The sequence below is a fragment of the Candidatus Palauibacter sp. genome (genome assembly GCF_965208055.1).
GTDB lineage: Bacteria > Gemmatimonadota > Gemmatimonadetes > Palauibacterales > Palauibacteraceae > Palauibacter.
The window spans coordinates 1,348,106-1,374,755 of record NZ_CBDBNY010000004.1; the positions used below are offsets into that span (position 1 = coordinate 1,348,106).

20 protein-coding genes and 1 pseudogene are annotated in these 26,650 nt (G+C 68.7%); 4 read left to right on the forward strand and 17 right to left on the reverse strand.

Annotation, left to right across the window (positions count from 1 at the left end; translation table 11 throughout):
* The first annotated feature begins 65 nt into the window (after positions 1–65).
* Positions 66–1,595, forward strand: coding sequence for a hypothetical protein (locus ACOGXI_RS06105; RefSeq protein WP_419937997.1), 1,530 nt, complete (start codon positions 66–68; stop codon positions 1,593–1,595).
* A 4-nt stretch (positions 1,596–1,599) separates the two neighbouring features.
* Here the strand turns inward: ACOGXI_RS06105 and ggt are convergent, their stop codons facing one another.
* From ggt to ACOGXI_RS06120, 3 genes are all read right to left on the reverse strand, one after another.
* Positions 1,600–3,339, reverse strand: coding sequence for a gamma-glutamyltransferase (gene ggt, locus ACOGXI_RS06110; protein WP_419937998.1), 1,740 nt, complete (start codon positions 3,337–3,339; stop codon positions 1,600–1,602).
* Positions 3,340–3,409: 70 nt separating this feature from the next.
* A complete protein-coding gene (locus ACOGXI_RS06115; RefSeq protein ID WP_419937999.1) occupies positions 3,410–3,691 on the reverse strand; it encodes a DUF3006 domain-containing protein in 282 nt (93 codons plus the stop codon).
* Complete coding sequence (locus tag ACOGXI_RS06120; protein ID WP_419938000.1) at positions 3,688–5,004, reverse strand: MBL fold metallo-hydrolase; 1,317 nt, start codon at positions 5,002–5,004, stop codon at positions 3,688–3,690. Before ACOGXI_RS06120 ends, ACOGXI_RS06115 begins: the two co-directional genes overlap by 4 nt.
* Positions 5,005–5,266: 262 nt before the next feature.
* Between ACOGXI_RS06120 and ACOGXI_RS06125 the strand changes: the two genes are divergently transcribed.
* The 3 genes from ACOGXI_RS06125 to ACOGXI_RS06135 all read left to right on the forward strand — a co-directional run bounded on the left by ACOGXI_RS06125 (position 5,267) and on the right by ACOGXI_RS06135 (position 12,811).
* The gene (locus ACOGXI_RS06125) at positions 5,267–6,871 is read left to right on the forward strand and encodes a BCCT family transporter (RefSeq protein ID WP_419940163.1); all 1,605 of its coding nucleotides are present in this window, start codon (positions 5,267–5,269) and stop codon (positions 6,869–6,871) included.
* Between the two features lie 188 nt (positions 6,872–7,059).
* Positions 7,060–10,206, forward strand: a complete 3,147-nt coding sequence (locus ACOGXI_RS06130) for a WD40/YVTN/BNR-like repeat-containing protein (protein ID WP_419938001.1) — start codon at positions 7,060–7,062, stop codon at positions 10,204–10,206.
* A 76-nt stretch (positions 10,207–10,282) separates the two neighbouring features.
* A complete protein-coding gene (locus ACOGXI_RS06135) occupies positions 10,283–12,811 on the forward strand; it encodes a GcvT family protein (protein ID WP_419938002.1) in 2,529 nt (842 codons plus the stop codon).
* 48 nt (positions 12,812–12,859) lie between these two features.
* Here the strand turns inward: ACOGXI_RS06135 and ACOGXI_RS06140 are convergent, their stop codons facing one another.
* The 14 genes and pseudogenes from ACOGXI_RS06140 to ACOGXI_RS06205 form a co-directional block, all read right to left on the reverse strand.
* On the reverse strand, positions 12,860–14,176 hold the full coding sequence (locus tag ACOGXI_RS06140; protein WP_419938003.1) for a glycine cleavage T C-terminal barrel domain-containing protein: 1,317 nt from the start codon (positions 14,174–14,176) through the stop codon (positions 12,860–12,862).
* Between the two features lie 62 nt (positions 14,177–14,238).
* Positions 14,239–14,499, reverse strand: a complete 261-nt coding sequence (locus ACOGXI_RS06145; protein WP_419938004.1) for a type II toxin-antitoxin system RelE family toxin — start codon at positions 14,497–14,499, stop codon at positions 14,239–14,241.
* A complete protein-coding gene (locus ACOGXI_RS06150) occupies positions 14,486–14,710 on the reverse strand; it encodes a hypothetical protein (protein ID WP_419938005.1) in 225 nt (74 codons plus the stop codon). Before ACOGXI_RS06150 ends, ACOGXI_RS06145 begins: the two co-directional genes overlap by 14 nt.
* A gap of 97 nt (positions 14,711–14,807) precedes the next feature.
* A complete protein-coding gene (locus ACOGXI_RS06155) occupies positions 14,808–15,830 on the reverse strand; it encodes an NAD-dependent epimerase/dehydratase family protein (protein WP_419938006.1) in 1,023 nt (340 codons plus the stop codon).
* A pseudogene (locus ACOGXI_RS06160) lies at positions 15,730–15,942 on the reverse strand (epimerase); the annotation flags it as partial. The pseudogene ACOGXI_RS06160 and the gene ACOGXI_RS06155, both read right to left, overlap by 101 nt.
* Before the next feature lie 83 nt (positions 15,943–16,025).
* On the reverse strand, positions 16,026–17,210 hold the full coding sequence (locus tag ACOGXI_RS06165) for a pyridoxal phosphate-dependent aminotransferase (RefSeq protein ID WP_419938007.1): 1,185 nt from the start codon (positions 17,208–17,210) through the stop codon (positions 16,026–16,028).
* A gap of 63 nt (positions 17,211–17,273) precedes the next feature.
* On the reverse strand, positions 17,274–17,753 hold the full coding sequence (locus tag ACOGXI_RS06170) for a hypothetical protein (protein ID WP_419938008.1): 480 nt from the start codon (positions 17,751–17,753) through the stop codon (positions 17,274–17,276).
* A gap of 23 nt (positions 17,754–17,776) precedes the next feature.
* Positions 17,777–21,157: a preprotein translocase subunit SecA gene (gene secA / locus ACOGXI_RS06175; protein WP_419938009.1), complete on the reverse strand. Its 3,381-nt coding sequence runs from the start codon at positions 21,155–21,157 to the stop codon at positions 17,777–17,779.
* 7 nt (positions 21,158–21,164) lie between these two features.
* Positions 21,165–21,794 (reverse strand): nicotinate (nicotinamide) nucleotide adenylyltransferase, encoded by a 630-nt coding sequence (gene nadD, locus ACOGXI_RS06180; RefSeq protein ID WP_419938010.1) that lies wholly within the window; start codon positions 21,792–21,794, stop codon positions 21,165–21,167.
* Positions 21,775–22,578, reverse strand: a complete 804-nt coding sequence (locus tag ACOGXI_RS06185) for an outer membrane protein assembly factor BamD (protein WP_419938011.1) — start codon at positions 22,576–22,578, stop codon at positions 21,775–21,777. The genes nadD and ACOGXI_RS06185 overlap by 20 nt, the downstream gene beginning before the upstream one ends.
* 14 nt (positions 22,579–22,592) lie before the next feature.
* Positions 22,593–23,513, reverse strand: coding sequence for a tetratricopeptide repeat protein (locus ACOGXI_RS06190; protein WP_419938012.1), 921 nt, complete (start codon positions 23,511–23,513; stop codon positions 22,593–22,595).
* A gap of 34 nt (positions 23,514–23,547) precedes the next feature.
* Positions 23,548–24,357 (reverse strand): glycosyltransferase family 2 protein, encoded by an 810-nt coding sequence (locus ACOGXI_RS06195; protein ID WP_419938013.1) that lies wholly within the window; start codon positions 24,355–24,357, stop codon positions 23,548–23,550.
* Positions 24,354–25,304, reverse strand: coding sequence for a UDP-glucuronic acid decarboxylase family protein (locus ACOGXI_RS06200; protein WP_419938014.1), 951 nt, complete (start codon positions 25,302–25,304; stop codon positions 24,354–24,356). The genes ACOGXI_RS06195 and ACOGXI_RS06200 overlap by 4 nt, the downstream gene beginning before the upstream one ends.
* Complete coding sequence (locus ACOGXI_RS06205) at positions 25,301–26,629, reverse strand: UDP-glucose dehydrogenase family protein (protein WP_419938015.1); 1,329 nt, start codon at positions 26,627–26,629, stop codon at positions 25,301–25,303. The genes ACOGXI_RS06200 and ACOGXI_RS06205 overlap by 4 nt, the downstream gene beginning before the upstream one ends.
* Between the last annotated feature and the right edge of the window lie 21 nt (positions 26,630–26,650).

A 26,650-nucleotide genomic window follows, 5' to 3' on the forward strand; every position in this document is an offset into this window, starting at 1 on the left:
CCGCAGGACTGCCGCCTATGGGCTATCGTAGACGGCATCCACCTCATTCTTCCAGGATATCACACGTGCTCGACCCCATCACAGCTGCCCCCCATCGCCCCGACAGCACGGTCATCTCCGCCCTCCGTGGCCTTCAGGGACGCGCCACCGTCGGCGATGTCGTCTCCGCCACCGGATTGCCGGACCACGAGGCCGAGGTCGCCCTGAGGTCCCTCCTGGAGACGCACCGCGGCCACCTCGAGGTCTCCGATTCGGGCGACCTCCTCTACCGGTTCGATCCCACGCTCATCGAACGGGACGCGGAACCGTTCCGGGCGCGCTTCCGCAGAGTCGCCTGGTCGGCCTTCAAGGTCGGCTTCAAGATCTGGACGGCCGTCATGCTGGTCGTCTACTTCGTCGTCTTCGTCCTGATTCTGATCGCGCTGATGACCGCCAACCGCGACGGCCGCGGCTCCGGCGGGCGCAGGGGCTTCAGCCTGGGGGACTTCTTCATCCTCCACTGGCTTCTCGGGGGCCGCGGGTGGGACCGGAGGGGCCTCTACTACGGCGACCGCCACGCCAGGCGGCTCCCGAAGGACGCGCGGCCGCCCTTCTACAAGAAGGTCTTCGCCTTCATCTTCGGCCCCGAGGAGCCCAGGCCGACGCAGCTCCAAAAGGATCGTACGGTTGTCCAGTTGATCCGGGCGCGGAAGGGCATCCTGACGTCGTCGGAGTTGATCGAGCACACCGGCCTGCCGATCGACGACGCCGTCGAAGAAATGGGACGCCTCACCGGCGCCTACGGAGGCGACCCGCGGGTGTCGGACGCGGGCGAGGTCGTGTACGCCTTCCCCGAGCTGATGAGAAGCGCCCACGGGGAGGTCCGCGCGCGAGAGCCCGAACCGGCATGGATGCGGTTGGAGTACCCGAAAAAGCTGACGGGCAACAGCGGCGGGGCCAACGTCGGCATCGGCGCCATGAACGGCTTCAACCTGGCGATGGCGAGCGTGATCGGGCTGCCCTCCTCGTTCGATCCGGTCACCTTCTACGGGCTGGGCGTCGTGCCGTTCACCTACAGCAGCCTCTTCTTCGCAATCCCCATCGTCCGCTCGTTGACTCTGGCCGGGGAGAACCGCGCGCGTATGCGGCGCAACGTGCGGCGCCTGCTCGTGGGCCTGGTCTACTCCCGCAGCGTCGGGACCAGTCAGTGGGTCGCGGCTGGCGACGCGATCCGCCACGTGACGCGCGCGCTCGATGGCCAGCAGGTGCCGCCGAAGATGATCCTGGCGGAGCTGGAGCGCCTGGCGGCCGAGTTCGACGCGGAAGTGGAGGCGGAGGATGAAGGATTCACGTATCGTTTCCCCGCGATACGCGAGACCTTCGTCGAGGCGGAACTCATGCGGCGCCGGCTGAAGCTCCAGGATCAGCGTCTCGGCCGCATCGTCTACGCAACCTCCGACACCGCCGCGGAGGCCTCACGACGAGATCTGGCCGCCTTCGACCGCGAACTCGAAGGAGCCCGACTCGACCTCTCCCGCTACCTCCCCTCCCACACCCGGGTAGGCTACGAGGAAGACTTCGAGGTGGTCATGGATCCGGACCCGGCGAGGATGTAGAGGACTACCAGGCGATGGCGTGACCGTCGCGTCTCGGGTCCGACCCGCCCGAGAGGGCGCCCGTCTCGGCATCGCGATGCACCGCCTGCACACCGCCGAGGTTGCCGGGCTCCGCGAGGTAGTGGCCGCGGTCTGCCAACTCCCCGTAGACCTCGGACGGGAACCCGGCCTCGAGATAGGTGACGGAGTCCTCCGGAATCGGCGTCCGGCCCCCGCCCCGGTTCACGCACATGCGCGGCGAGGCGATCGCGAGCTGCATGTCCATGTCGGCCACCGCGAGCTTCGTGATCACCTGGCCCACCGTCTGGGGGATCGTGTAGCCGCCCTGGGCCCCGACGGCCGCGAAGAGGTCTCCATCCCTCATCATGATGCACGGCGTCATCACGCCCTTCGCCCGCTTGCCGCCCTCGAGGTGGTTCACATGACCCTCTTCGAGCACGAAACCGAACATGTGGCCGTTGTTGAGGAAGATCCCGGTGTCGCCGGCGATCACGCCGCTCCCGTACGCGTTGACGAGCGACTGCGTGAAGGCGACCGCGTTCCCCCACCGGTCGACGGTGGAGAGGCTCGTCGTCCCGAAGAACGGAAGCGGGGCCCCGGAGAAGGAGGCGACCCGCATGGGATCGATCTTCGCGCGCTGTTCGTCCGCGTACTCCCGGGAGATGATCGTGTCCACGGGGATGTCCGCGTCTTCCTTCCCGGTGTTGTACCGGTCGTCGTCGGCGAGCGCGAGCTTGAACGCCTCGAGCCACAGGTGCACGAACTCCGACCCGTACAGGTCCATGTTCGCGAGGTCGAACCCGTCCATGATGTTGAGCGCCTGGAACATCGACATCCCGCACGAACCCGGCGGCATGGCGTGCAGGTCGTATCCCTGGAAAGTCGTCCTGATCGGCTCCCGCCATTCGACCTCGTACGACTCCAGATCCGCCTTCGTCAGGTGGCCGCCGTGCTCGGCCAGGAAGGCGACGATGCGGTCCGCGAGTTCACCTCGGTAGAGATCGTCGGGCCCCACGCGGGCGAGATGCCGCATGCTCGCGGCGAGTTCGGGCTGCCGGATGACCTCGCCCATGCGCGGAGGACGCCCATTGGGGAAGAACACCCGCGTCGTCGACGGGTAGCGGCTCAGCTTGTCCGCGCTCGACGCCGTGTAGCGCTCGTCGAACTTCGAGATCACGAAGCCGTCCTCGGCAAGCTGGATCGCGGGCTCGAACAGGTCGCCGAGACTCATCGTGCCGTAACGCTCCAGGGCGGCGGCCCACCCCTTGAAGGCCCCGGGCACGATCGGCGCCTTGTAGCCCATGGCGAAGTCGTCGAGCGTCATCGTCTCCGGGGACGAGGCGGCGGGCGACTTGCCGAGCGCGTCGAGTCCGACGACACGGTTCTCGTCGGCGAGGTAGATGAGCATGTAGCCGCCGAAGCCGCCGATCCCGGACATGTACGGATCCGACACGTTCAGCGTGGCGCACGCCGCGACCATCGCGTCGATGGCGTTCCCGCCCTGCATCATGGTCTGCGTGCCCGCGAGCGACGCGTAGTAGTCGGAGCAGGCCGTCACGCCCGTGCGGCCCCACACGGTCCCGTGCGCGGGGCCGGCCAGACCGGGCACATGCGAGTAATCGCCCGACCCCCACTGCCCGGAGGTGACGGGCGGCGCGGCGGCGGTCTCGGGAGGACGGCAGGCGACGATGCTCGATCCGGCGGCGGCCGCGGCGGAGGTGGCGAGGAAGTCTCGGCGTTTCATGGAACGGCTCCTGGCAGCGGGGATCGCAGACTCTGATCCTAGACCCGGGCCAGCTGATCGTTCAAGACGTCTAGAGCGTGATGTCGCCGCCGGGATCGCGGCGTTTCAGGCGTTCCAGTACCTCTTCCGCCTCCCGCAGCCGGGCGCGGCGCTCCTCTTCGTCGAGCGTGGCCGCCATCCAGTCGGGCCGCCCGTCAACGACCGGCACGCACAGCACGGTCCCTGCTCGACTCCCCGCGGGAAGCATCTCGATCGGCACGTCCTCGGTGCGCTCGTCCCCGTCGCGAACGAGCACGGCGACCGACCCCTCCACGCGATCGACGACCCAGATGTACTCCGCTTGCCCGGTCAATAGTCGAACACGATGACGACGGCCCCCGCGTCATCGTAGAGGGTCGCGGTGTCGCCGTTGTTGTTCCACACGGCCCGCCGTCGGCCCATGTAGTAGCGGGCGCCATCGGGACGCCCGGAACCGGTGTGCACGACGAGTTGCCCGCCGGCCTTGAGCACGGCGCCCACCGGGAACCGGAAGCACTGGTTGGCCCGGTCGCACAGCGACCAGCCCCCGATCGGCCGGTCGCCGGACTCGATGCTTCGGATCACGGCGTACTCCCCGTTCGGATTCTCGTGATCGTTGCCGGGCGCATCGGCGTGTACCCAGAGCCGGAGTCGCGCAACGCCCGCCGGCCCGGGAGCCGCCACGGGCGCGTCGCCGGAAGGATGGTTTCCGGCCCCGCCCGTCAACGCCACCTGCCCGCCGAATGAGACGTCATAGTCGCCGCTCTCGCGTCCCCGCACGGACACGTGGCCGTGCCTGTCCGTGCGGAAGACGGCGGCGCCCGAAGCCTGGAAGGCGTCCAGGGCCGCAGGCCTGGGATGGCCGTACTGGTTGTTCCGGCCCGCGGAGATGACCACCACGCGGGGCCTCGCCGCAGCGAGAAAGTCCCACGTAAAGCCATCGTCGCTCCCATGGTGGGGGGCCTTGAGCAGGGTCGCCTCGGGGACGACGCCCCGCCCGACGAGGTGAGTGAGCTGCCGCACCTCCGAGTCGCCGCTCAGGAACGCCTTGAAGCTTCCGTAGCGCACGACCAGGGCGACCGAGCGGTCGTTGTGCTCCGTCGTTCCGCGCGGGAGCAGTGGCAGAACATCGATCTCGACCTCTCCGAGCGTGAGCGTCCGCGGCGAGGCCTCCAGATAGGTGATCTCCGGACGCGCATCGAGAGCGGCGAGGAGTCGCCGGTACGTCTGCGTCGTGTGCGGCTCGCCGTTGTCCATGTAGAAGCGGACCGGGAACGCCGCGATGACGCCGGCCATGCCTCCGATGTGGTCTGCGTGCGGGTGGGTCGCGACGAGCAGGTCGATCTCGCTCACGCCGAACTGCCGCAGGAGCGGGACGATGTCGCGGCGGCCCGCGTCCACCAATGCCGTCCGGCCACCCGGCGCCTGGATGAGGACCGCATCGGCCTGTCCAACATCGAGAAAGGTGATGCGCAGAACGGAGTCCGCCGCCTCTTCGAACAGCGACGCAACCGCGGCGGCGCGTGACGTCTCAAAGCCGGCGGCTCCCTCGTACGCGCGGACGGATGCCACGGGAACGGTGACCGACGCACAAATCGCCAGCAGGACGGCATTCACCGCGCCGACCCTCGCACCGCGCCCGATCATTTGCACTGCGCCATCTCCTGCTTTCCCGCGCGACATAACTCCTTTACATGACGCCCCCAACGCGATGTCGCAAGAATCGATGTATGACGTTCTCAGCATGTTTGGACGATTTCGTCGCAAAATCGTCCATGGGTTGGACGGTTTTGTTGCCAAATCGTCCATGAATGTGAGATTGCCGTTCCCGGAGGAATCGGGAGCGTGACGCTGCGATGGCCGCAGCCGGGCGCCTCTCGACCTTCGACACCAGCGGGGACGGGCAACGATCTCCAGGCAAACCTTCGGATCGCGCGGCTACCGGGTGGGGCAGGACAACATCACGCCCCTCGGCCTCGACATCCACCACCCGGTGTTTGCGATCTCCGCCCTGTCCATCGTGGGATTTGTCGCGTGTACGCTGCTGTTCCCGGCGCAGGCGGCCGCGTTCTTCGGATGGCTCCGGCCCGCGATCGCAAGCACGTTCGACGGTTTCCTCCTCCTGGCCGGCAACCTGTTCGTGGTCTTCGCCCTGTTTCTGACCCTGCCGCCCTGGGGACGGGTGCGCCTCGGAGGGCCGGACGCGAGGCCGGACTTCGGCCGGGGCAGCTGGCTCGCCATGCTGTTCGCGGCCGGCATGGGGATCGGCCTCATGTACTTCGGCGTCTCCGAGCCCCTGGCCCACTACGAGGCGGCGCTCGGCGGCATCTCGGCGGAAGGCGGGGTGCGCACGGACATCGCCCCGCTCGGCGGGGCCGCGGGCCAACCGGCGGCGGCGCGCGACCTCGCCATGGCCGCGTCCATCTTCCACTGGGGGCTCCACCCGTGGGCGATCTACGCGGTGGTGGGGCTGGCGCTCGCCTTCTTCGGCTACAACCACGGCCTCCCCCTCACGCTGCGCTCGGCCTTCCACCCGATCCTCGGCGACGGCGTGCGGGGCTGGCGCGGACACATCATCGACGTGGCGGCGGTGTTCGCGACGCTGTTCGGGCTCGCCACCTCGCTGGGGTTCGGGGCCACGCAGGCGCTGGCGGGGTTCAACTTCCTGTACGGCTGGGGGACGGGCGGGTTGGCGGCGGTCGCGCTCATCGGGGTCGTCACCTCCGCCGCCGTGGTGTCGGTGCTGCGCGGCCTCGACGGCGGCATCAAGGTGCTGTCGCAGGTCAACCTGCTGCTCGCACTCGGGCTCATGCTGGCGATCATCGTCGCCGGCCCGACCCTCGACATCATCGTCACCGCCGCCAGGGGCGGCCTCGCCTACGCGACCGAGCTGATCCCGCTCTCCATGCCCTTCGGGCGCGACGATGAAGGCTTCTCCCGCGACTGGACCGCCTTCTACTGGACGTGGTGGATCTCGTGGTCGCCCTTCGTCGGGATGTTCATCGCCCGCGTGTCGCGGGGCCGCACCGTGCGCGAGTTCGTGACCTGCGTGATCCTCGTTCCGACGCTGCTCTCGGTCGTGTGGATGGCGGCGTTCGGGGGCACGGCGATCTCGCAGGTGATGGCGGATGCGGCGGCTCCGGTGGCGAGCGCGGCGCAGGAGGTGAAACTGTTCGTGCTGGCTGAGGCGTTCCCGCTGCGGTCGGTGCTCTCGTTCGCCGGCATCGTGCTCGTGCTGGTGTTCTTCGTCACCTCGTCCGACTCCGGCTCGATGGTCATCGATACGATCACGGCGGGCGGGAAGACGGAGGGCATCCCCAGAACGCAGCGCGTGTTCTGGGCCACGCTCGAGGGCCTGGTCGCGTCGGTGCTGCTCCTGGCCGGAGGCGCGGAGGCGCTGGGCGCGCTGCAGGCGATGACGATCTCCGCCGGGCTTCCCTTCACCCTCGTGTTGCTCGCGCTGTGCTACAGCACCTGGGTGGGACTGCGCGCCGCGGCGAGGGACGACGGATAGCCTGGCTGGACGTCCACGAGGCTACCCGATGGCGTGTTCAAGTCCCGTGCGGAAGATGTCTTCGTCCGTCAGATAGCCGCGAGCTTCGGCTTCCGCCGGGGTTGTTCTTGCGCGCCGGGGACGGGACCAGCCACTGTGCGGAAGGCCCTGTGTCGCCGCAGTCATCCGCCGTCACCCCGGAGGTTCAGATGGCGTTCCAGTCGAAGTTCCCGCGATTCTCCCGGCTCTTCGTGTCTCTCCTTCTTCCTCTGGCCCTCGCGACGGCCCTTCCGCGCACCGCTCAGGGACAGACGGCTTCCGAGCGGGCCGCCGACGCGGCCTCCGGGCTCGAATTCCGGGAACTGGGGCCGGCGATCATGGGCGGGCGGGTGTCCGACCTCGCGGTCGTGGAGAGCGATCCGCGCATCTTCTACGTGGGGCTCGGCGCGGGCGGCGTTTGGAAAACGACGAACGACGGGATGACGTGGGACCCCGTGTTCGATGACCAGCCGACGGCCTCGGTCGGAGCCGTGAGCGTGGCGCCCTCCAACCCCAACCACGTGTGGGTGGGCACGGGCGAACCCGCGAACCGCCAGAGTTCGCCGTGGGGCGTCGGCGTCTTCAAGTCGACGGATGCGGGCGGCACCTGGACGCATGTGGGACTCGAGGACACGCGCCACATCAGCAGGATCAAGGTCGACCCACGTGATCCCGATGTCGTCTACGTGGGCGCGGTGGGCCACCTGTGGGGACCGAACGAGGCACGCGGCCTGTTCAAGACGACGGACGGCGGCGCGACGTGGGAGAACATCCTCTACATCGACGAGCATACCGGGATCATCGACCTCGTCATGGATCACAACGACCCGAATACGCTCTTCGCCGCGACCTATCAACGGCAGCGCACCGGCTTCGGTTTCGCGGCGGGCGGCGGCGGGTCGGGCCTGTGGCGCACGACGGACGGCGGGGAGAGCTGGACGCGGCTCGAGGAGGGGCTGCCGGAGGGCGAACTGGGCCGCATCGGGCTCGACATCTATCGGCGGGACGGCAACCTCGTGTACGCGATCGTGGAGGCGCACGAGGGCCAGGGCGTGTACCGCTCCACCGACCGCGGCGAGACGTGGGAGTTCATGAGCGACCGCAACCCGCGGCCGATGTACTTCTCCCTCATCCGGATCGACCCCAACAACCCGGAGCGGATCTACCTGGGCGGCGTCCAGTCATCGGCCTCGGACGATGGAGGCCGCACATGGTGGCCCGGCAACGCGACGGACCAGATCCACTCCGACCACCACGCATTGTGGATCAATCCCGACAATTCGAACCATCTCATCAACGGGAACGACGGCGGGTTGGCCTTCTCGCGCGATGGCTCCGTCACCTGGCGTTCCATCCGGAACATGGCGATCGGCCAGTTCTACGAGATCGACGTCGACATGAGCGATCCGTACAACGTGTGCGGCGGGCTGCAGGACAACGGGAACTGGTGCGCTCCGCACCGCACGCAGTCCACATGGGGCGTGCGGAACCGCGAGTGGACGCACATGTGGTTCGGCGACGGGTTCCACAACCACTCCGACCCCGAGGACCCGAACATCATGTTTTCGGAGTCGCAGGGCGGGAACATGGCGCGCATCGACGTGGCCACGCGCGAGGGGCAGTCGATCCGGCCTTTTCCGCGCCCGACGGGAGATGAGGCGGAGGACGACGAGCCGCGCCGCTACCGCTTCAACTGGGACTCGCCGTTCGCGATCTCGCGCCACGACCGGGCGACGATCTACCTGGGCGGGAACCACCTCTTCCGGTCGCGGGACCGGGGGTTGAACTGGGAGGAGGCGAGCCCGGACCTCACGAAGCAGATCGACCGCGACACGCTGGAGATCATGGGCCGGGTGGTGACGGACGAGACGCTGTCGGACAACGACGGGATCGCCTCATACGGCAACATCACGGCGTTCGCCGAATCGAAGCACTCGCCCGACGCGCTCTACGTGGGGACCGATGACGGGAACCTGCAGGTGACGCTCGACGGCGGCGCGACGTGGACGAACGCCATCGACCAGATCCCCGGCGTGCCCCCGCGGACCTACGTGAGTCGTCTCGAGACGTCGCATGCGGTGGACGGACGGGTGTACGTGACGTTCGACGGGCACCGGAACGACGACTACGCGCCGTACGCCTACGTGAGCGAGGACCACGGGGCGAGCTGGCGGCAGATCACGGCCGGGCTCCCCGACGGCTGGTCGGTGAACGTGATCCGGGAGCACCCGAGGAACCCCGGCCTCCTCTTCCTCGGGAATGAGATCGGCGTCTACATGTCGATCGACCGGGGCGAGTCGTGGGCGCGCATGGTGAACAACCTCCCCACGGTTCCGGTGGACGACATCGCGATCCACCCGCGCGAGAACGACCTCGTGGTGGGGACCCACGGGCGCAGCATCTGGATCCTCGACGACATCACGCCGCTGGAGGAGATGTCCGCGGACGTGTTCGCGTCGGACTTCCGGCTGTTCGGCGCCCGGCGCGGCACGATGTGGTCGATGGGCATGGACTGGCCGTTCCAGCCGGCGACGTTCATCGCGCCCAACCCGGCGGCCGGGATCCCGCTCCGCTACTACCTGGGCGACGGGGTCGACTCGGATGGGGCGAGCTTGGAGATCCTCGATGGCGGGGAGGTCGTGCGCACGATGGACGCCGCCGGCGAGGCGGGCCTGAACGAAGTCCTGTGGGACTTCAGGGTCGATCCGGCCTTTGACGTGGATGGAGGCGGGGGAGGCTTCTCGCGTGGACCTCCGCCTGGCGCGGGGCCGCGCGTGCTGCCGGGCACCTATACGGTGCGGCTCACGGTCGGCGAAGAAAGCCAGGAGACCGACGTTGGCGTCAGGCTCGATCCGCGGCGGGAAGCCAGCCGGGTGGCGCTCGTCGCGCGGCAGGAGGCGATGATGCGGGCGCACGCGCTGGCCGGGCCGGTGCGCGATGCGCGGCAGCGGATCGGCGCCATGAACGGCCGGCTGGACGAGATCAAGGCGCTGGTGGACGGCGCGGAGATGGACGACGGGGACCGCGAGCGGATCGAGGCCATGGCCGAAGAGATTTCCGGCGAACTCGAGGAAATCGACGACGACCTGGATGACGCGGCCGGGGGCACCGGGATCTCGCAGATGGAAGGGTGGTCCGGCGAGCCCACGGCGGACCAGATGTACCGGATCGACCGGGCCTGGGAGGCGCTGCCGCCGGTCGCGGAGCGCATCAACACGCTCCTGGCCGGGAGGATGCCGGCGCTGGAGGCGCTGCTGGGCGATTTGGGCGTGATGCCGGATCTGGGCGACCCGATCCGCATCCCGCCGCGCCGCTGACGCCGGCAGGGCGGCGGGCCATGGGCAGGCGGCCCGCCGCCGCGCCGGGCGTGCGGCTCCGCAGGCACGCCGCACCGTGAGCGGCCGCGCGTCACAACCGCCATCGGCGAGCATCGCCGTCATCGGGGCCGGCATCGTCGGGAGCTGCCTCGTAGAGCACCTCGCGCAGCGGGGCTGGGACGATATCGTCCTCATCGACAAGGGGCCGCTGCCCGACCCCGGGGGCTCCACCGGCCATGCGTCGAACTTCATCTTCCCCACCGACCACAGCCGCGAGGACTCGATGCTGACGCTGGAGAGCCTGCGTCAGTACGAGGCGCTCGGCGTGCGGACGACGTGCGGCGGCGCCGAGGTCGCCCGCACGGAGGAGCGGATGGAGGAACTGCGCCGCCGCATGACCTCGGCGTGCGCGTGGGGCATCGACGCCGAACTGCTCTCGCCCGCGGAGGTGGCCGAGCGGATCCCGTTCGTGAACCCCGACGTCATCCTCGGCGGCTTCTGGATGCCGTCGGTGTCGGTCGTCGACTCCGTGCGGGCCGCGACTCTGATGCGGAAGCGGGCCCTTTCCCGCGGCGCGCTCACGGTCCTGGACGACACCGAGGTGACGGGATTCGAGGTCGAGCAGAGGTCCTTCGGCCGCCCGCGCCTGCGGGCCGTCGTCACCGCGCGCGGCCGCATCGAGGTCGAGCACGCGGTCATCGCGTGCGGCGTGTGGAGCCCTCTCATCGCGGAACTGGCCGGCGCTTCGATTCCGCTCACGCCGGCGGTCCACCAGATGGCGGACTTCGGCCCGGTCGACCTCCTCCGCGCCACCGGGGACGAGATCGGCTACCCCATCGTGCGGGACATGGACGCCTTCATGTACGAGCGCCAGAAGTACGAGGCGATGGAGGTCGGATCCTACGCGCACCGCCCCATCCTCGTGCGCCCCGAGGAGATCCCCTCGCGCGACGCGTCGGAACTCTCTCCCACGGAGCTGCCGTTCACAGGGGACGACTTCGCACCCCAGCTCGCACAGGCGCGCGAGATCATGGGAGGGCTGCTCGAGGGCACAAAGATGGGGTACGGGATCAACGGCCTTCTCTCCCTCACGCCCGACGCGCACGCGGTGCTGGGCGAGACCGCCGAAGTGGCCAACCTGTGGTCGGCGGCGGCGGTGTGGATCAAGGAGGGTCCGGGGGCGGCGCGGCTCCTCGCCGAGTGGATCACCCACGGCCACCCTCGCCTCTGCGACCCGCACGAATCGGACGTCACGCGCTTCCAGCCGCACGAGCGTACACACCGGCACGTCCGGGCCCGCGCCCGCGAGCACTTCAACAAGACGTACGGGATCGTCCACCCGCGCGAGCAGTGGGAATCCTGCCGCGACGTGCACCGCTCGGCGCTCCACGCCCGCACCGAGGCCCTGGGGGCCGTGTACTACGAGGCGCGCGGCTGGGAGCGCCCGCAGTGGTACGCGTCGAACGCCGACCTCGTCGCGCGATACGGCGTCCCGGATCGGCCGCACGAATGGGATCGCCGGTGGTGGTCTCCCATCATCGAGGCGGAACACCTGCACCTGCGCGAGAAGGCCGGCGTCGTCGATCTGGGCGCGTTCCAGATCTTCGATGTGTCGGGACCCGGGGCTCTCGCCTACCTGGAGGGGGTGGCGGCCAACGCGTGCGAACGGCCGCCGGGGACGTCCATCTACACCCCGCTGCTGACGCCGGACGGGGGCTTCAGGGCCGACCTCACCATCCAGCGGCTGGCGGCGGACCGTTTCCGCGTCGTGACGGGCGCCTTTGACGGGGCGCGGGACGCGGCCTGGTTCCGCAAACACCTGCCGCAGGATGGCTCCGTCCACTTCGAGGACCGGTCGTCCGAGATGAGCGCGCTGGGCGTGTGGGGCCCCGCGGCGGAGGCGCTGCTGGCGAAGATCTCCGAGGAGGATTTGTCGCAGGCCGCGTTCCCCTACGCGACGGTGCGCGACATCGCGCTGGACGGACTCCCGACGACGATGTGCCGCATCTCCTACGTGGGGGAGAGCGGCTGGGAAGTCTACATGGCGGCGCCGCTCGCGACGCGGGTGTGGGACGCCGTGCGGGAGGCGGGCCGGGCGTACGGCCTGCGGCCGGTGGGCGGTGGCGTGTACGGCACCACGGGCCGTATGGAGAAGGGCTATGCCCTCATGGGGGCCGAACTCACCTCGGAGTACTCGCCGGTGGAGGCGGGCCTGGCGCGGCCCCGCGTGAAGCAGGCGGATTTCATCGGCCGGGCCGCCTACCTGGAGGCCCGGGAGGCGGGGCCGGCGGCGATGCTCCGCACGCTCACGATGGATGACCACGCCGACGCTTCCGGCCTGGCCAGGTTCCCCACCGGAGGCAACGAGCCGCTGCTGGGGCCGGACGGGGAGCGCATCGTCGACGCGCGCGGAAGGGAGTCCCGCGTCACGTCGGCGGGGATGGGCCCCTCCGTCGGCAGGTACCTCCTCATGGCGTACCTGCCGCCGGAACTCTCCGCCCCCGGCACGCGACTCCGGGTCTTCTACATGAACGAGGCCTTCCCGGTCACCGTGGCGGCCGAACCCGCCCTCTTCGACCCGAGCGGCGCCCGCATGAGATCATAATCCGGGCGGGGCTACATGGTCGCGACGCGTCCGGCTCCGGGGGTCGGGCTACAGGGCGGCGTCGCGCCCCTGGGCCAGGGCCACCTCGCGGGTGCTCGGGTTCGCGGAGGGCCTGAACGGGACCTCGCACACGCGGGCGGCGTCGGGCTTGCCCGGCTCGCTCGCGTACTCGTCCGGGAGCCACACCGCGAGTTCCGTGCCGATGGCGGAGTCGGCGGGCGGGACGTACCCGAGCGCGATGTTGCTGCCCAACTCGGGGGCGTGCCACGGAGACGTGAGGTATCCCACCGGGTCGCCGCCGTCCGCGCGCGACACGTGCCAGAAGTCGGGCGCGTAGTCGTCGATCGGCTTTCCACCCAGCTTCATGCCCACCATCACGAGGGCGAACGGAGAGCGTCCCGCTTCGATCTCGGCACGCTGGCGCTCCAGCGCGGCGCGCCCGATGTAGTCGCCCGGTTTCTCGCGCGGCACCTGGTAGGCGAGGTTGCACTGGAACGGACTCGTCTCATGGTCGATGTCCTGTCCCCACGACAGGATCCCGGCCTGGATGCGGCGCTGGTGCCCGGGCGCCGTGACCATCAACTCGTGCGCCTCCCCCGCCTCGAGCACGGCTTGCCATAACGCTTCCGCGTGCAGGGTCGCGTCCCGCAGGTAGATCTCGTAGCCCTTCTCCCCCGAGAATCCGGTCTGCGAGATCACGACCGAGCAGCCGGCGATCTCCGCTTCCATGAGCCCGTAGTAGGGCATGTCCCGGACGCCCTCCCCCACGAGATCGGCCATGAGATCGACCGACCGCGGGCCCTGAATCTGCAGCGGACAGACATCGATCTCGTCGATCTCCACCCGCAGCCCGAGCCCGACGTTCACCCCCTGCAGCCAGAACAGGAGGTCGGAGTCGGCGAGCGAGAACCAGAATTCGTCCTCGGAGAGCCGCAGCAGCACCGGGTCGTTGAGGATGCCGCCGCGCTCGTTGCAGAGGATGACGTACCTCGCGCGCATCGGTTCGATCCGGGTCGCGTCGCGGGTGATCACATAGTCGGTAAACGCCTCCGCGTCCGGTCCCTTGACGCGAATCTGCCGTTCCACGGCGACGTTCCACACCGTGACGCGATTCGTGAGCGCCTCGTGTTCGACCGCCGCTCCTCCTTCCTCGGGCCGCGCGTAGCCCCGCGGGTGGTAGATGCGGTTGTAGACGGTGGCCCGCCAGCAACCCGCCGCGTGCGACAGGTGCCAGTAGGGCGACTTCCGGACCCGGGTGGAAATGAGCATCTCGACCGGCGTCCGCCCGCTCTGCCGCAGGTTGATGGGGACGATGCGGTCCGACTGGTCCACGCTCGCGGGCTGGCCCGCTCCCGTTGTCGCCATCGAACATCCTCTCGTTCTGAGGTGCCGGGTGGGACCGGGCCTCCCGCCGATGACAGTCTTCGCTAACGATAGACGTCACCGCGGTGCCCGACCTTCAGGATGATGATGATCAGTGTCTTCGTGCCGACGCTGTACAGAACCCGGTAAGGCCCCACGCGCACGCGAAAGACATCCTCGTAGCCCGTGAGCTTTCTCGTTCCTCTCGGGAACGGGTCGCGCGCCAGACTCGACATCCTGTGCGCCACTCGCTGCCGATCCGCATGGGGGAGCTTGCGCAGCTGCTTCTCCGCCGTTCGCGAGATCTCGATCTCATAGCGAGCCATCGAGGCCGAGTTCTCCGAGGACGTCTGCCAGCGGGCGAGTGGGTTCGTGCCTGATCTTCTTCAGATCCTCGATGTCTTCAAGTTCCTCGAGACGGTCGAGCAACGCTTCCTGCACGAAGTGATTGATGGCCACGCCCCGCGGCCGGCAGTATCCCTCCACCGCGTCCTTCACCACCGCATCCACGCGGACGTTGATCTGCACTTTTTCCATCGTATGCCCTCATTTCGGCGGACACGCAGGGTTCCATGATAGCAATTGCTATCACGGAGAACAATCGCAGTCGCCCCGGGGTGATCCCGGATGGGCCCTAAGCGCTCTTCCAGTCCGCCAGGATCCGCGCGTCGCGGTCGAGGTTCAACTGAAGCTCCGCGCGGCGCTCCTCGGGTTCGCTCAGGAACCAGTCGAGCGTCTCGCGCGCGGTCACCGCGAGCGGGCGGAAGCGCAGCCCCGCCTCGACGCCCCGGTGCGACCGGACGCGCGCCAGCGCTCTCGCGCGGCCGTTCACCGAGTACCAGAGGGGAAATCGCGCCGGCGGTTCGCGGTTCGCGAGGAAGTCCTCGTCCACCCACGTGAACGACACGCGCGACGTGGTGACCGCGCGGATCCCGTACAGGAACTCGTCCATCCGGGTCTCGTCGAGCGTCGGACCCGCCACGTTGAAGATGCCGCCCGTGTCCTCCTCCAGCAGGCGCATGCAGAACTCCGCCAGGTCCCGCACGTCGATGAACTGCACGGGGTTGTCCATCTCGCCCGGCGCAATCACCTCGCCGCCGCGATGGATCCGGACCGGCCAGTACGTGAAGCGGTCGGTGGGGTCTCCCGGCCCCGCAACGACGTGCAGCCGGGTGACCGTGCCGCGGTCCCCGTAGATCTCCCGCACCGCCTCCTCGCACATCACCTTCAACTCTCCGTAGTACCGTCCCACATCCTCGCTCTCGGGATCCGTCACCTCGAGCAGGCCGGCGTCTTCCGGCAGTTCGTCCTGGTCGAAGTCGTATACGGAACCGGTGGAGGTGAACAGGTACCGGCCGACGGCGTCGCGCAGGAGGTTGCCCGAGTCGCGCACCAGGCGCGGCACGTAGCCGCTGTTGTCGATGACGTAGTCCCATTCCTTCCCGCGCAGCGCGTCGAGCGCGCCGTCGCGGTCGCCGATGAGCGTCTCGACCCCGGGGAAGAGATCGGGGTTCGTGCGCCCGCGGTTGAATGAGGGTGACCTCGTGGCCGCGCGCGAGGGCGTGCCGCACCATGTGAGGGCCGATGAAACCCGTGCCGCCCAGAATGAGCAACCGACCGGGCCGGGCCGCACCTTCGCCGGTGGCGCCTGCGGCATCGGTCGAGGGCCGGGGCTCCCCGGCGCATGCCGCCACCCCGGCGGCCGGGAGTGCCGCCGCCCCCGCGACGGCGAGCGAAGTCCCCGCGAATTCACGTCGCGTCATCGTCATCGGATGTCCTCCTCTCCGTCGCTGCGCGTTCCCGCGGGAACGCCGGGATGTCGCCGCCCGGCCAGCCGGCGGCTGAAGACCGCTCAGGATCGCATCTCGCCTAGCGCCTCGCCAAGCAGGGCAATGTCCGCCTCGAACGACTCCGGGGCGAGGGGGCCGAAGGAGAAGCGGAAGAAGCTCGACAGCGGCGAGTCGTCGCCGAGGCGCTCCATGTCGCAGTCGGTCCCCTTCAGGATCGCGGCCCCGCGCGTGAAGAGGCGCTCGTTCAGTTGCTGGGCGGTCCAGCCGTGCGGGAGCCGGCACCAGTGGTAGAAGCCGCCGTCGCCCGAAAAGAGTTCGAGGCCGAGATCCTCGAAGGCTCGGCCGTAGCGCTCCCGCTGCATGGCATAGAAGGCGGGGACGGCTGTCCGGACGTGGCGCATGCGCTCGGGGTCCAGGAGTTCGACCGCGTAGCACTGGGACGGATGGGACACGCCGCCCATCCCGAACGAGGAGAAGTTCGCGAGCACTTCGATGTGCCGCTTCGCCGCCACGGCCCACCCGATGCGGATGCCGGGCGCCTGCAGGCCCTTCGTGGCGGCGCCGACGACGAACAGGTTGCCGCGCTCAATGTCGTCCACGTGCGCGAGGGCGCTCACCGGCTCGTCGTGGAGAAGCTCGTAGGCCTCGTCGACGAGGAGCCCCAGGCCGTCTTGCGCGCTGGCCGCGACGAGCGCCGCGAGTTCCTCCCCGGTCCGCGTCACGCCGGTCGGATTGCACGGATTGCTCAGCAGCATCAGGGTGCGCCCCTCCCGCGGAGCCGTGTAGGCCGGGATCGGGGGGCGGAACCCGTTGTCCACGCCGCTGTGCACGAGATGGTAGGGGCGTCGCAGCCGCTCGAGGACATCGTAGTACGGCGTGTATTCCGTCGACGCGAGGCGGACCTCGATATCGGGTTCGAGGAAGAGGAGGAGCGCCACGATCGCGGGACGCCCGCCCGCGAACACCATCACGTTCTCCGCCGTGATCTCGACGCCGTACGACTGCCGGTAGTAGGCCGCGATCGCCTCTCTCAGCGCCGGGAGTCCCCACGCCTTGGGATACTTGCGGTGCTCGGAGGTCACCGTCACGGTCGAGGGAAGCGGCGGGCCGTCCGGCAGGGCGACGGTCCGCGGGAACCCCTGGCTCCACGGGTTCGTGCCGGGTTCGCCCATGTAGGTGCCGAACGCCCCCAGAAAGGCGTAGAGCGTCTCGTAGATCCCCATCGGGGGCATGTATCTCAGGTACAAACCGGTCGCTCCTTCCGGTTGGCGGCCCGCGGCAAGGGATGGCCAGGCGCGGTCAGGACATGGTCAGGGAGCCGGGGAAGCCTCCACGGTGAGCGTCATGAGCATCCCGCGGCTGTCGTGGCCGGCGACATCGCACACCACGGTGTAGCTCCCGGGAGCAAGGTCGAGTTCCACCAGGCGAACCTCCCCGGTATTCACGTCCGACTCGGTCTCCCAGAGGACCTCTCCGCTCGCCGGCTCCACGAGCTTGAGGTTGTGCATCTCGAAGCCCTGGTTGCTGAGGCGGAGCACCGTGGGGCCGGCCGGCAGCCGCGACGGCATGCCGATGGCGTACTCCAGGAGGGCCACGTCGACCGCCTCGACGGCGTACACGGCCGACAGATCCGGATCCGAAGCGGAACCGGTCGCCTCCGGGGCGGCGGCTGCGCTGGCCGGGGTGGCGGCCGCGTCCGCGGACTCGCCTGCTCCGCCGCATCCGAACGCGAGCACCCAGGCGGCGGCGGTGGCGATGGGCATGCGGCGACGACGCGCCGTCCGGGGCACCATCCGCCTCGCTGTCGGCAATCTCATCCAGGGCGGCCGTGGCACTTCTTGTACTTCCGGCCGCTGCCGCAGTGACACGGCTCGTTCCGCCCGGGGGTCTTCGTGGCCGTCGCCGGAGCGCCCGTCCGGCGGGGCCGCTGGCCGGCGCGGAGGGCCGCGCGGGCCGCGGTGTCATCGGGCGCCAGTTCCTGCACCGCGGCGGAGGCCGCCACGCCCGTGGCCGAGAACGCCGGCTCGCGCGCGGGAGGCTCGCCCACCGCGCCGGCCGGCCCGGGCGCCGCTCCCCGGCCGGGGGCGACGCCGGCCGCGGCGCCGACCGCACCGGCCCCCGGCTCCACCGGGCCGCTCATCCCCGTGATCTGCGGCGCACGCGGCCGGACCGGCGGCCGGCGCTCGATGCGCACGCGGAAAAAGCGATTCGCCACCGTCTTCCGGATGTCCGTGATCAGGCTCACGAACATCTCGTACGCCTCCTTCTTGTATTCGACGAGCGGATCCTTCTGTCCCCACGACCGGAACTGGATCGAGGAGCGCAGATGGTCGAGGTCGTAGAGGTGGTCCTTCCATTTCTCGTCCAGGACCGACAGCACGATGAAGCGCAGGACCTGCTCCCAGTCTTCGCCGAAACTCTCGAGCTTGGCGCGGAACTGCTCGTGGGCGCTCTCGAGCACCGCCTCGTACAACTCGCCGGTCCCCGCCCAGTTGTCGGCGCTCGCTTCCTTCTCCGCCTCGGGCGCCTCGCCCCGGTCCGCTCCGACCCGGGGCAGGAACTCGTTGTGCAGGAAGTACTCGATCAGGAGGTGCTCCCGCAGTCCCGGCAGGTTCCACCGGTCGTGCGAACTCTCCTCGGGCACATAGGCGTCCATCTCCTCGCGGATCGCCTCCTCGACCATCTCCCACGTCTCGCCCTTGAGATCTTCCCCACCCTCGAGCGCATAGAGGCGCAGGTCGTAGACGACCTCCCGCTGCTGGTTCATCACGTCGTCGTAGTCCAGCAGTCGTTTGCGCGCGTCGAAGTTCTGGGTCTCGACCCGCTTCTGCGCCCGCTCGACGGACTTCGTGATCCACGGATGACTGATGACCTCGCCCTCCTGCACGCCCAGCCGATCCATGACCTTCGCCACGCGCTCATGCATGAAGAGCCGCATGAGATCGTCTTCCAGCGACAGGAAGAAGAGGCTGGCGCCGGGATCCCCCTGGCGTCCGGAACGGCCGCGGAGCTGGCGGTCGATGCGGCGAGACTGGTGGCGCTCCGTGCCCAGGATCTGGAGGCCGCAGGGCGGCTCCTCCTCGCACCCCCGCTCCTTGATCTCGGCTCGCGACAGGTCCGGTTGCTCGGCGCTGCGGCCGAAGGCCGGGGTTTCGGACCGGATCCCGCACACGTCGCACTGCACGCACGGGGAGGCGAGTTTGATGTCGGTGCCGCGCCCGGCCATGTTCGTTGCGATCGTGATCGCGCCCGGCTGGCCCGCGTTGCGCACGATCTCCGCTTCCCGGGCGTGCTGCTTCGCGTTCAGCACCTCGTGCGCGAGGCCCCGCCGTTTCAGCATGCGAGCGATGATCTCCGACACTTCCACACTCGTCGTCCCGACGAGGATCGGAAGGCCCTCCCCGTTGATCCGTTCGATCTCGTCGATCAGGGCGGCGTATTTCTCCTTCTTCGTCTGGAAGATCGCGTCGTCGTGATCGAGTCGCCGCACCGGCCGGTTCGTCGGGATGACGACGACCTCGAGGCCGTAGATGGCGTGGAACTCGCCCTCCTCCGTCTCGGCGGTACCGGTCATGCCGGCCACCTTGTCGTACATCCGGAAGTAGTTCTGGATCGTGATCGTGGCGAGTGTCTGCGTCTCGCCCCGCACCTTGACCTTCTCCTTCGCCTCGACCGCCTGGTGGAGCCCGTCCGACCAGCGCCGCCCGTGCATCTTGCGGCCGGTGTGTTCGTCGACGATCAGGACGTCGCCGTTCTCCACCACGTACTCCACGTCCTTCTCGTACAGGGAGTACGCCTTCACGAGCTGGTGGATGACGTGGATCTTCTCCGACTTCTCCGCGTACTCGCGTTCGAGCCGCTCGATCTCGCCACGCTTCTCGTCCGTGGTCAGCGATTCGTCGTCCTCGACCTGCTGGACGTCCTCCGAGATGTCGGGGACGACGAACGTCTCGGGGTCGTCGGGCGAGAGCACGTCGAGGCCCTGCTCGGAAATCTGGATCGTCTGCCCCTTCTCGTCCATCGAGAAGAGGAGCATCTCGTCGATCTCGGGCAGCCGCTTCTCGCGCATGAGGTCGGCTTCCGTCCGCTGAATGAGCTGCTTCACGCCGGAGCGCGTCTTCAGCTTGAGCAGCCGCTTGTTCTTCGGCGCGCCGCGTTGCGCGGCGAGCAGCTTCAGGCCCGCGTCCCGGCGCTGCTCCGTATCCTCATCGGCTCCGGTCTCTTCGAGCAACTCCGTGCCCTCGGCCACGAGCCGGTTGACGATCCGCGTCTGCCTGCGGGCGATCGCAGCCACCTGCGGGTTGTGCTTCTGGTACACGTCGCGTTCGTCGCGACCCGCGGGTCCGGAGATGATGAGCGGGGTGCGGGCCTCGTCGATGAGCACCGAGTCGACCTCGTCGATGATCGCGTACGCGTGTCCGCGCTGCACGCGATGCCGGAGTTCGATCACCATGTTGTCGCGCAGGTAGTCGAACCCGAATTCGTTGTTCGTCCCGTAGGTGATGTCGGCCTGGTAGGCGGCCCGCCGCTCGACGCTTCCCGGCTCCGTATCTTCGAGCACGCCCACGGTGAGACCGAGGTAGTCGAAGACTGTGCCCATCCACTGGGCGTCGCGCCTGGCGAGATAGTCGTTGACGGTAACGAGGTGGACGCCCCGGCCGGGGAGGGCGTTGAGGTACATCGGCATCGTGGCCACGAGCGTCTTCCCCTCGCCGGTGGCCATCTCGGCGATCTTCCCCTCATGGAGAACGATCCCTCCGATGAGCTGCACATCGTAGGGGATCATGTCCCACGTCATCTCGTTCCCCGTGACCTCGATCTCCGTGCCGAGGAGTCGCCGGCACGCCTCCCGGACGGTCGCGAAAGCCTCGGGAAGAATCTCGTCGAGCACGGCCTGCAGCGCCTCGTTGAGGTCGCCCTCCGTCGTCGCGATGCGTTCGGTGAGATCGGCGCGGCGCGCCGGATTCTCGGTGAAGCGACGCTTTTCCCGCAGCGCCTCGACGGCCTCCTCGAACTCGGCGGTCCGCTCCTCGATGACCGCCCGGAACTTCCCCGTCTGCGCCTTGAGGGCTTCCTCCGGGAGATCCGCGAACCGCGACTCGTGTTCCTTGATCTGCGAGATGATCGGCCGCATGCGCTTCATCTCGCGCGTGAAGCGCGTTCCGAAGACCTGCGTTACGACGTTCTTCAACATCCGGGGCTCACTGGGTTACATGGCGCGACCGGCGTCCGGCCCAGGCGCGCTCGACTTGGTGTCGGATCGTTTCCGGAACGAGGAGGCGGACCGAACGCCCCTCCTCGAGGCGCTGCCGGATCCGGCTCGCCGAGATATCCACTCGCGTGACGTGGGCGACAACATACTCGATCGGCATCGATTCCGGGGAGGGCGCGGGCTCTCCGCCGCCCCGCGGCATCACCGCAATGCGGGCCAACTCCGGAAGCCGGCGCCAGCGTTCCCAGCGGTGGATCGCCGCGAACTGGTCCGCGCCCATCGCGAGGACGAGCCGGTCGGCAGGAAAGCGCCGCGCGAGGGCTTCCAGCGTGTCCACCGTGTAGGAGGGACCGGCCCGCTCGATCTCCATCGGGCTGACCTCGATGCCGGGCAGGTCCGCAAAGGCCCGGCGCGTGAGGTGGAGGCGCACCTGCGCGGGGAGCGTAACCTCGCGGTGCGGTGGATCGCCCGCGGGAATCACGAGCAGCCGGTCGAGGCGCAGCTCTTCGAGGAGGTCGCGCGCCACCGAGACATGGCCCAAGTGCGGAGGATCGAAGCTCCCGCCGAGGATGCCCGTCCGGCGACCGCCCGCCGGGACTTCAACGCGGGGACTCGACATCCCCCGCCGGGTCCTCCGCCGCCGCCGGGTCTTCGTCCGCCCGCAGCAACCGGGCTTCCTCCGAGTCGGGAAACTCCGACAGCAGCCGCTCCCGGATGACGCCGGCCTCGGTTTCGTACCCCACGACACGGTAACTTCGATACAACCGCAACAGGAGATCCGGCAGAAAATCCCCGGTCGGCTCCTCCGCCAGCGATTTTTCGAAGTAGACGATCGCGGATTCCGCCAGTCTCATGCGATCCTGATAGTACTTCCCGATTTCGTAGCTCTTCTCGGCCAGCTTCGCCCGCGCGTCCGCCATCAGGCCTTCGGCCTGCTCCCGGAAGGGGGTCGTCGGGAAGAACTGCAACAGACGCTGGCATTCCTCGAGGGCCCGCCGGGTGAACTCCTGGGAGAGAGTGACCCGGGGCGAGGCCGCGAGGTACGCCCGGCACAGCCCCAGCTGCGCGTCGTCCGCGAGGGGACTGTTGGGCCGGTTCGTGGCCATGCGCCGGAACTCCTCCACGGCGTCGAGCTCGTTGCCCGCCCGGAGCTGCCCCTCGGCAGCGAGGTACTGCGCGCTGTCGACGAGCGGATTCAGGGGATCTCGAACCATGAAAGCGAGGAAGCCCTCGGCCGCCCTGCGATATTCTTCGGCGTCGAACCGATCCTGCGCCCACTGGAAGAGATCCGGTGGCTCGAGATCGCCCGGGGGACCGGAACTCGAGCAACCCGCGAGCATGAGGACCGTGGCGGCGAGCGCCGTGCGGAGGGCATCGCGAGCCCTCCCCGTGCGGCCCTTCATTCCGGTTGGGCCGCTCATTCGAAGCCGAAGCGGATCTGTCGGATCCGCTCCTCCGCCCGGCGGACCAGCGCGTGTGTGCGTGTCGGGTTCAGTTCCAGCACGCGAGCGTAGTTGACGAGAGCTTCGTCCGTCTCGCCGAGCGCGAGGTGGAGTTCGCCGATGAGGAAGTGCGCCTCGACCATGTGCGTCCGCGGCACGCCGAGTTCGACCATTTCGGCCAGCTTCTCGAGGGCGGCGGCGGGGCGGCTCTCCGCCCGGTCTTCATCGGCGGACACGTAAAGACAGTTCCCGTAGCGGTAACGGGCGTCCTCCGGGTTCGAGCGGCTTGCCTCCATCGCCTCGAGGAAGTCGCGATAGAACGGCAGCGCGCGAGTGCACGCGCCGAGTTGTTCATATGCGAGGCCGACATCGTACAGCACCGCCGGCTCCGGATCCCCCTCGCCGGCGAGGAGCGCGAGGCGCAGCGAGAGGGAACGTGCGTAGTCACCCTCAGCCGCATGATAGGCGGCCAGCGAGCGCTGGAGGTCGGCGGGAAGATAGCCCAATCCCCAATCCACGAGGGGCTGGAGCGCGCGGGACATGTTCTCCGCCGCGCCCCGCTCCCGCGCGGACCACGCAAGTCCGGCGAGCGAGGCCGCCGCCTGGTGCCGCAGCCGCGGGTCGCGCTCCGCGAGCGTCTCGTAGACGGTGAGCGCCTCGTCGACATCGCCGCGCACGGCGTAGGCATGCCCGAGCCGGAGGAGCAGGTCGTCCGTGTCCCCGCTGACGCGCCGGGAAAGGAGGTACTCGGCGATCGCCTTGTCCGCATCCCCGACGGCCAGGTATCGGTCCCCGCGCACGACGGACCGGTCCACCGGATCCTCGCACGCCGCAAGCGCAAGCGCCGCCAGGACCCCGGCGGTCCCCCGAACGATCCGCTGTCGGACGGTCACCATGGGCGCCCCTGCCGGCCTTCGTCCCCCGAATGTCTCAACTCTCCCCGCTTTCGACGCCGCCATGGATGTCACCCGTTGCCTCGCGAGAGGCGCGCGGCCCGCCCCTGCGCGTCCAGCGCCGCACGAGGCCGTACAGAAAGATACAGCGCAGCGCGGAGATGCCATCGCGCCACCCGATCTTCTTGCCCTCCGCGTACGTCCGCCCCGCGTAGGAGATCCCCACCTCGTACACGCGCCATCCACCCATGGCGACCTTCGCCGTGATTTCCGGTTCGACGCCGAAGGCCCGCTCCTCGATCGTGAGCCGCTCGATCACTTCCCGGCGGAAACACTTATAACACGTCTCCATGTCCGTGAGGTTGAGGTTCGTCATCATGTTCGACAGCAGAGTCAGCCACCGGTTCCCCACGTAGTGCCAGTAGTAGAGGACGCGATGCGGCTGCCCGCCCATGAACCGCGACCCGTAGACGACATCCGCTCTGCCCGCGAGGATCGGCTCCAGGAGGCGAGGATACTCGGCGGGGTCGTATTCGAGATCCGCGTCCTGGATGATGACGATGTCGCCGCCGACGCCCCGGAACCCGGTGGAGAGAGCCGCGCCCTTCCCCTGGTTCCGCTCGTGGACGAGCACGCGGTCGACCAGCCCCTCCGCCTCCAATCGGTGGAGGATCGACGCGGACGCGTCGGCCGAGCCGTCGTCGACCGCGATGAGTTCCACGTCCGGGGCGACTTCCTTCACGCGCCGGACGATCGCCTCGAGCGTCGTCTCCTCGTTGTATACGGGCATGACCACGGAGACCCGGGCTCGCCCCATGTCCTCCTCGCCTCCCCGCTGTGCGATCATGCGGGTGCTGCTCCGAGCAGCCGCATCTCCCGAAAATACTCGACCGTTCGCTTCAGCCCGACCTTGAGCGGGACTCGGGGAGTCCAATCCAGCCCCGCAGAGGCGAGAGAGATGTCCGGAGAGCGCATTCTCGGGTCGTCTTCGGGCAGCGGACGCACTTCGATCGTGGACGCGGAGTCCGTGGTCGCGAGCACGAGATCGGACAACGCACGAATCGTATACTCCTCGGGATTGCCGAGGTTCACCGGCTCGTGGATGTCGGCGTTGAAGAGACGCCAGATCCCCTCCACGAGGTCGGACACATAACAGAAGCTCCGTGACTGGGAGCCGTCTCCGTAGACGGTGAGCGGTTCGCCCCGGAGTGCCTGGACGACGAAGTTCGACACCACGCGACCATCGTCAGGACGCATGCGCGGGCCGTAGGTATTGAAGATTCGCACGATGCGCGTATCCACGCCGTGCTCGCGGTGGTAGGCCATCGTGATGGCCTCGGCGAACCGCTTCGCCTCGTCGTATACGGAGCGCGGGCCGACCGGGTTCACGTTGCCCCAGTACGTTTCGGGCTGAGGATGGATGAGCGGGTCTCCGTAGACTTCCGAGGTGGACGCGAGCAGCAGCCGGGAGCCGCTCGCTCTGGCCAGGCCCAGGACGTTGCGCGTGCCGAGAGCGCCCGCTTCCAGCGTCTGGATCGGGAAACGAAGATAATCCACCGGGCTGGCCGGCGAAGCGAAGTGGAAGACCCCTTCGATCTCCCCCTCGATCTCGAACGGCTCCGACACGTCCCACTCCAGAAACGCGAACCTCGGCTCGTCCCGCAGGTGGGCGAGGTTGCGTCGCGTCCCCGTAATCAGGCTGTCGATGCCGACGACGGAGTGCCCCTCGGCGAGGAGGCGGTCGGTGAGGTGCGAACCGAGGAAGCCGGCGGCGCCGGTGACGACCAGTCTCATGCGATCTCCGCCGGACCGATCTGCCTGCGCCCGACCGGGTAGTGTTCGAACCCCCGCGAAGCCATGCGATCCGGTTCGAACACGTTGCGCCCGTCGAACACGATCGGGCGGGCCATGCGCTGCGCAAGTTGCGACCAGTCGGGACGCCGGTACTGGAGCCACTCCGTCACAACGACGAGCGCGTCCGCCCCGTCGAGCGCCTCGTACTCGTTCGCCGCGTATTCCACGGCGTCCCCGAGGTAGAACTCGCGCGACGGTTCCATGGCGGCGGGGTCGTGCGCCACGACCGACGCTCCCCGCTCTCGCAGCCCTTCGGCGACCGCGCGCGAGGGCGCTTCGCGCATGTCGTCCGTGCGCGGCTTGAACGCAAGCCCCCAGAGCGCGAAGCGCAGACCCGTGAGGTCATCTCCGAACCGCTGCCGGATTTTTCGGACGAGGACGGTGGTCTGGCGATCGTTCGCCTCGCTCACGGACTTCAGAATGCCGAGGTCGACACCCTGCTTCTTTGCGGAGCGGATGATCGCCCGCACATCCTTGGGAAGGCAACTGCCGCCATACCCCGTGCCGGCATAGAGAAAGGCCGACCCGATGCGAGGGTCCGAGCCCACGCCGCGGCGAACGCGCTCGATGTCGGCTCCGGTTTGCTCGCAGAGTTCGGCGAACTGGTTCATCATGCCGATCCGGGCGGCCAGCATCGCGTTCGCCGCGTATTTGGTCAGTTCCGCCGAGGCGATATCCATGAAAATCAGCGGGTTCCCCGAGCGAATGAAAGGCTCGTACAGCTCCTCCATGCACCGCCGGGCGCGGTCCGAGTCCACGCCGCAGACGACCCGGTCGGGGTACAGGAAGTCCCCTACGGCGTCGCCTTCCTTGAGGAACTCGGGGTTGGAGCACATGTGGAAGGGCAGGTCGGCCCGTCGGGCGATCTCGGCCCGCACGATCTCGCTCGTCCCCACCGGAACGGTGCTCTTCATTACGACGACCGCGCCGGGGCGCAGATGGTCTCCGATCACGCGAGCCGCATCCAGCACGAAGTCGAGGTCCGCCAGCCCGTCCTGACCGGGCGGCGTGCCTACCGCGACAAAGATGGCGTCGGCCGTCCGGACGCCCTCCGTCGCGTCCGTTGTGAATCGAAGCCGTCCGGCGGCGAGGCCCTCCGAGATCAGACGCTCGATGCCGGGTTCGTAGATCGGGACATCTCCGGAGTTCAAGCGCCGGATCTTCTCTTCGTCGACATCGGCACAGGTGACGCGGTTCCCGGACCCGGCGAGACAGGACCCTGCCACGAGCCCGACGTATCCGGTGCCGATCACGGTGATTTCCATCGAGTTCTCCGTCGCTCCTCG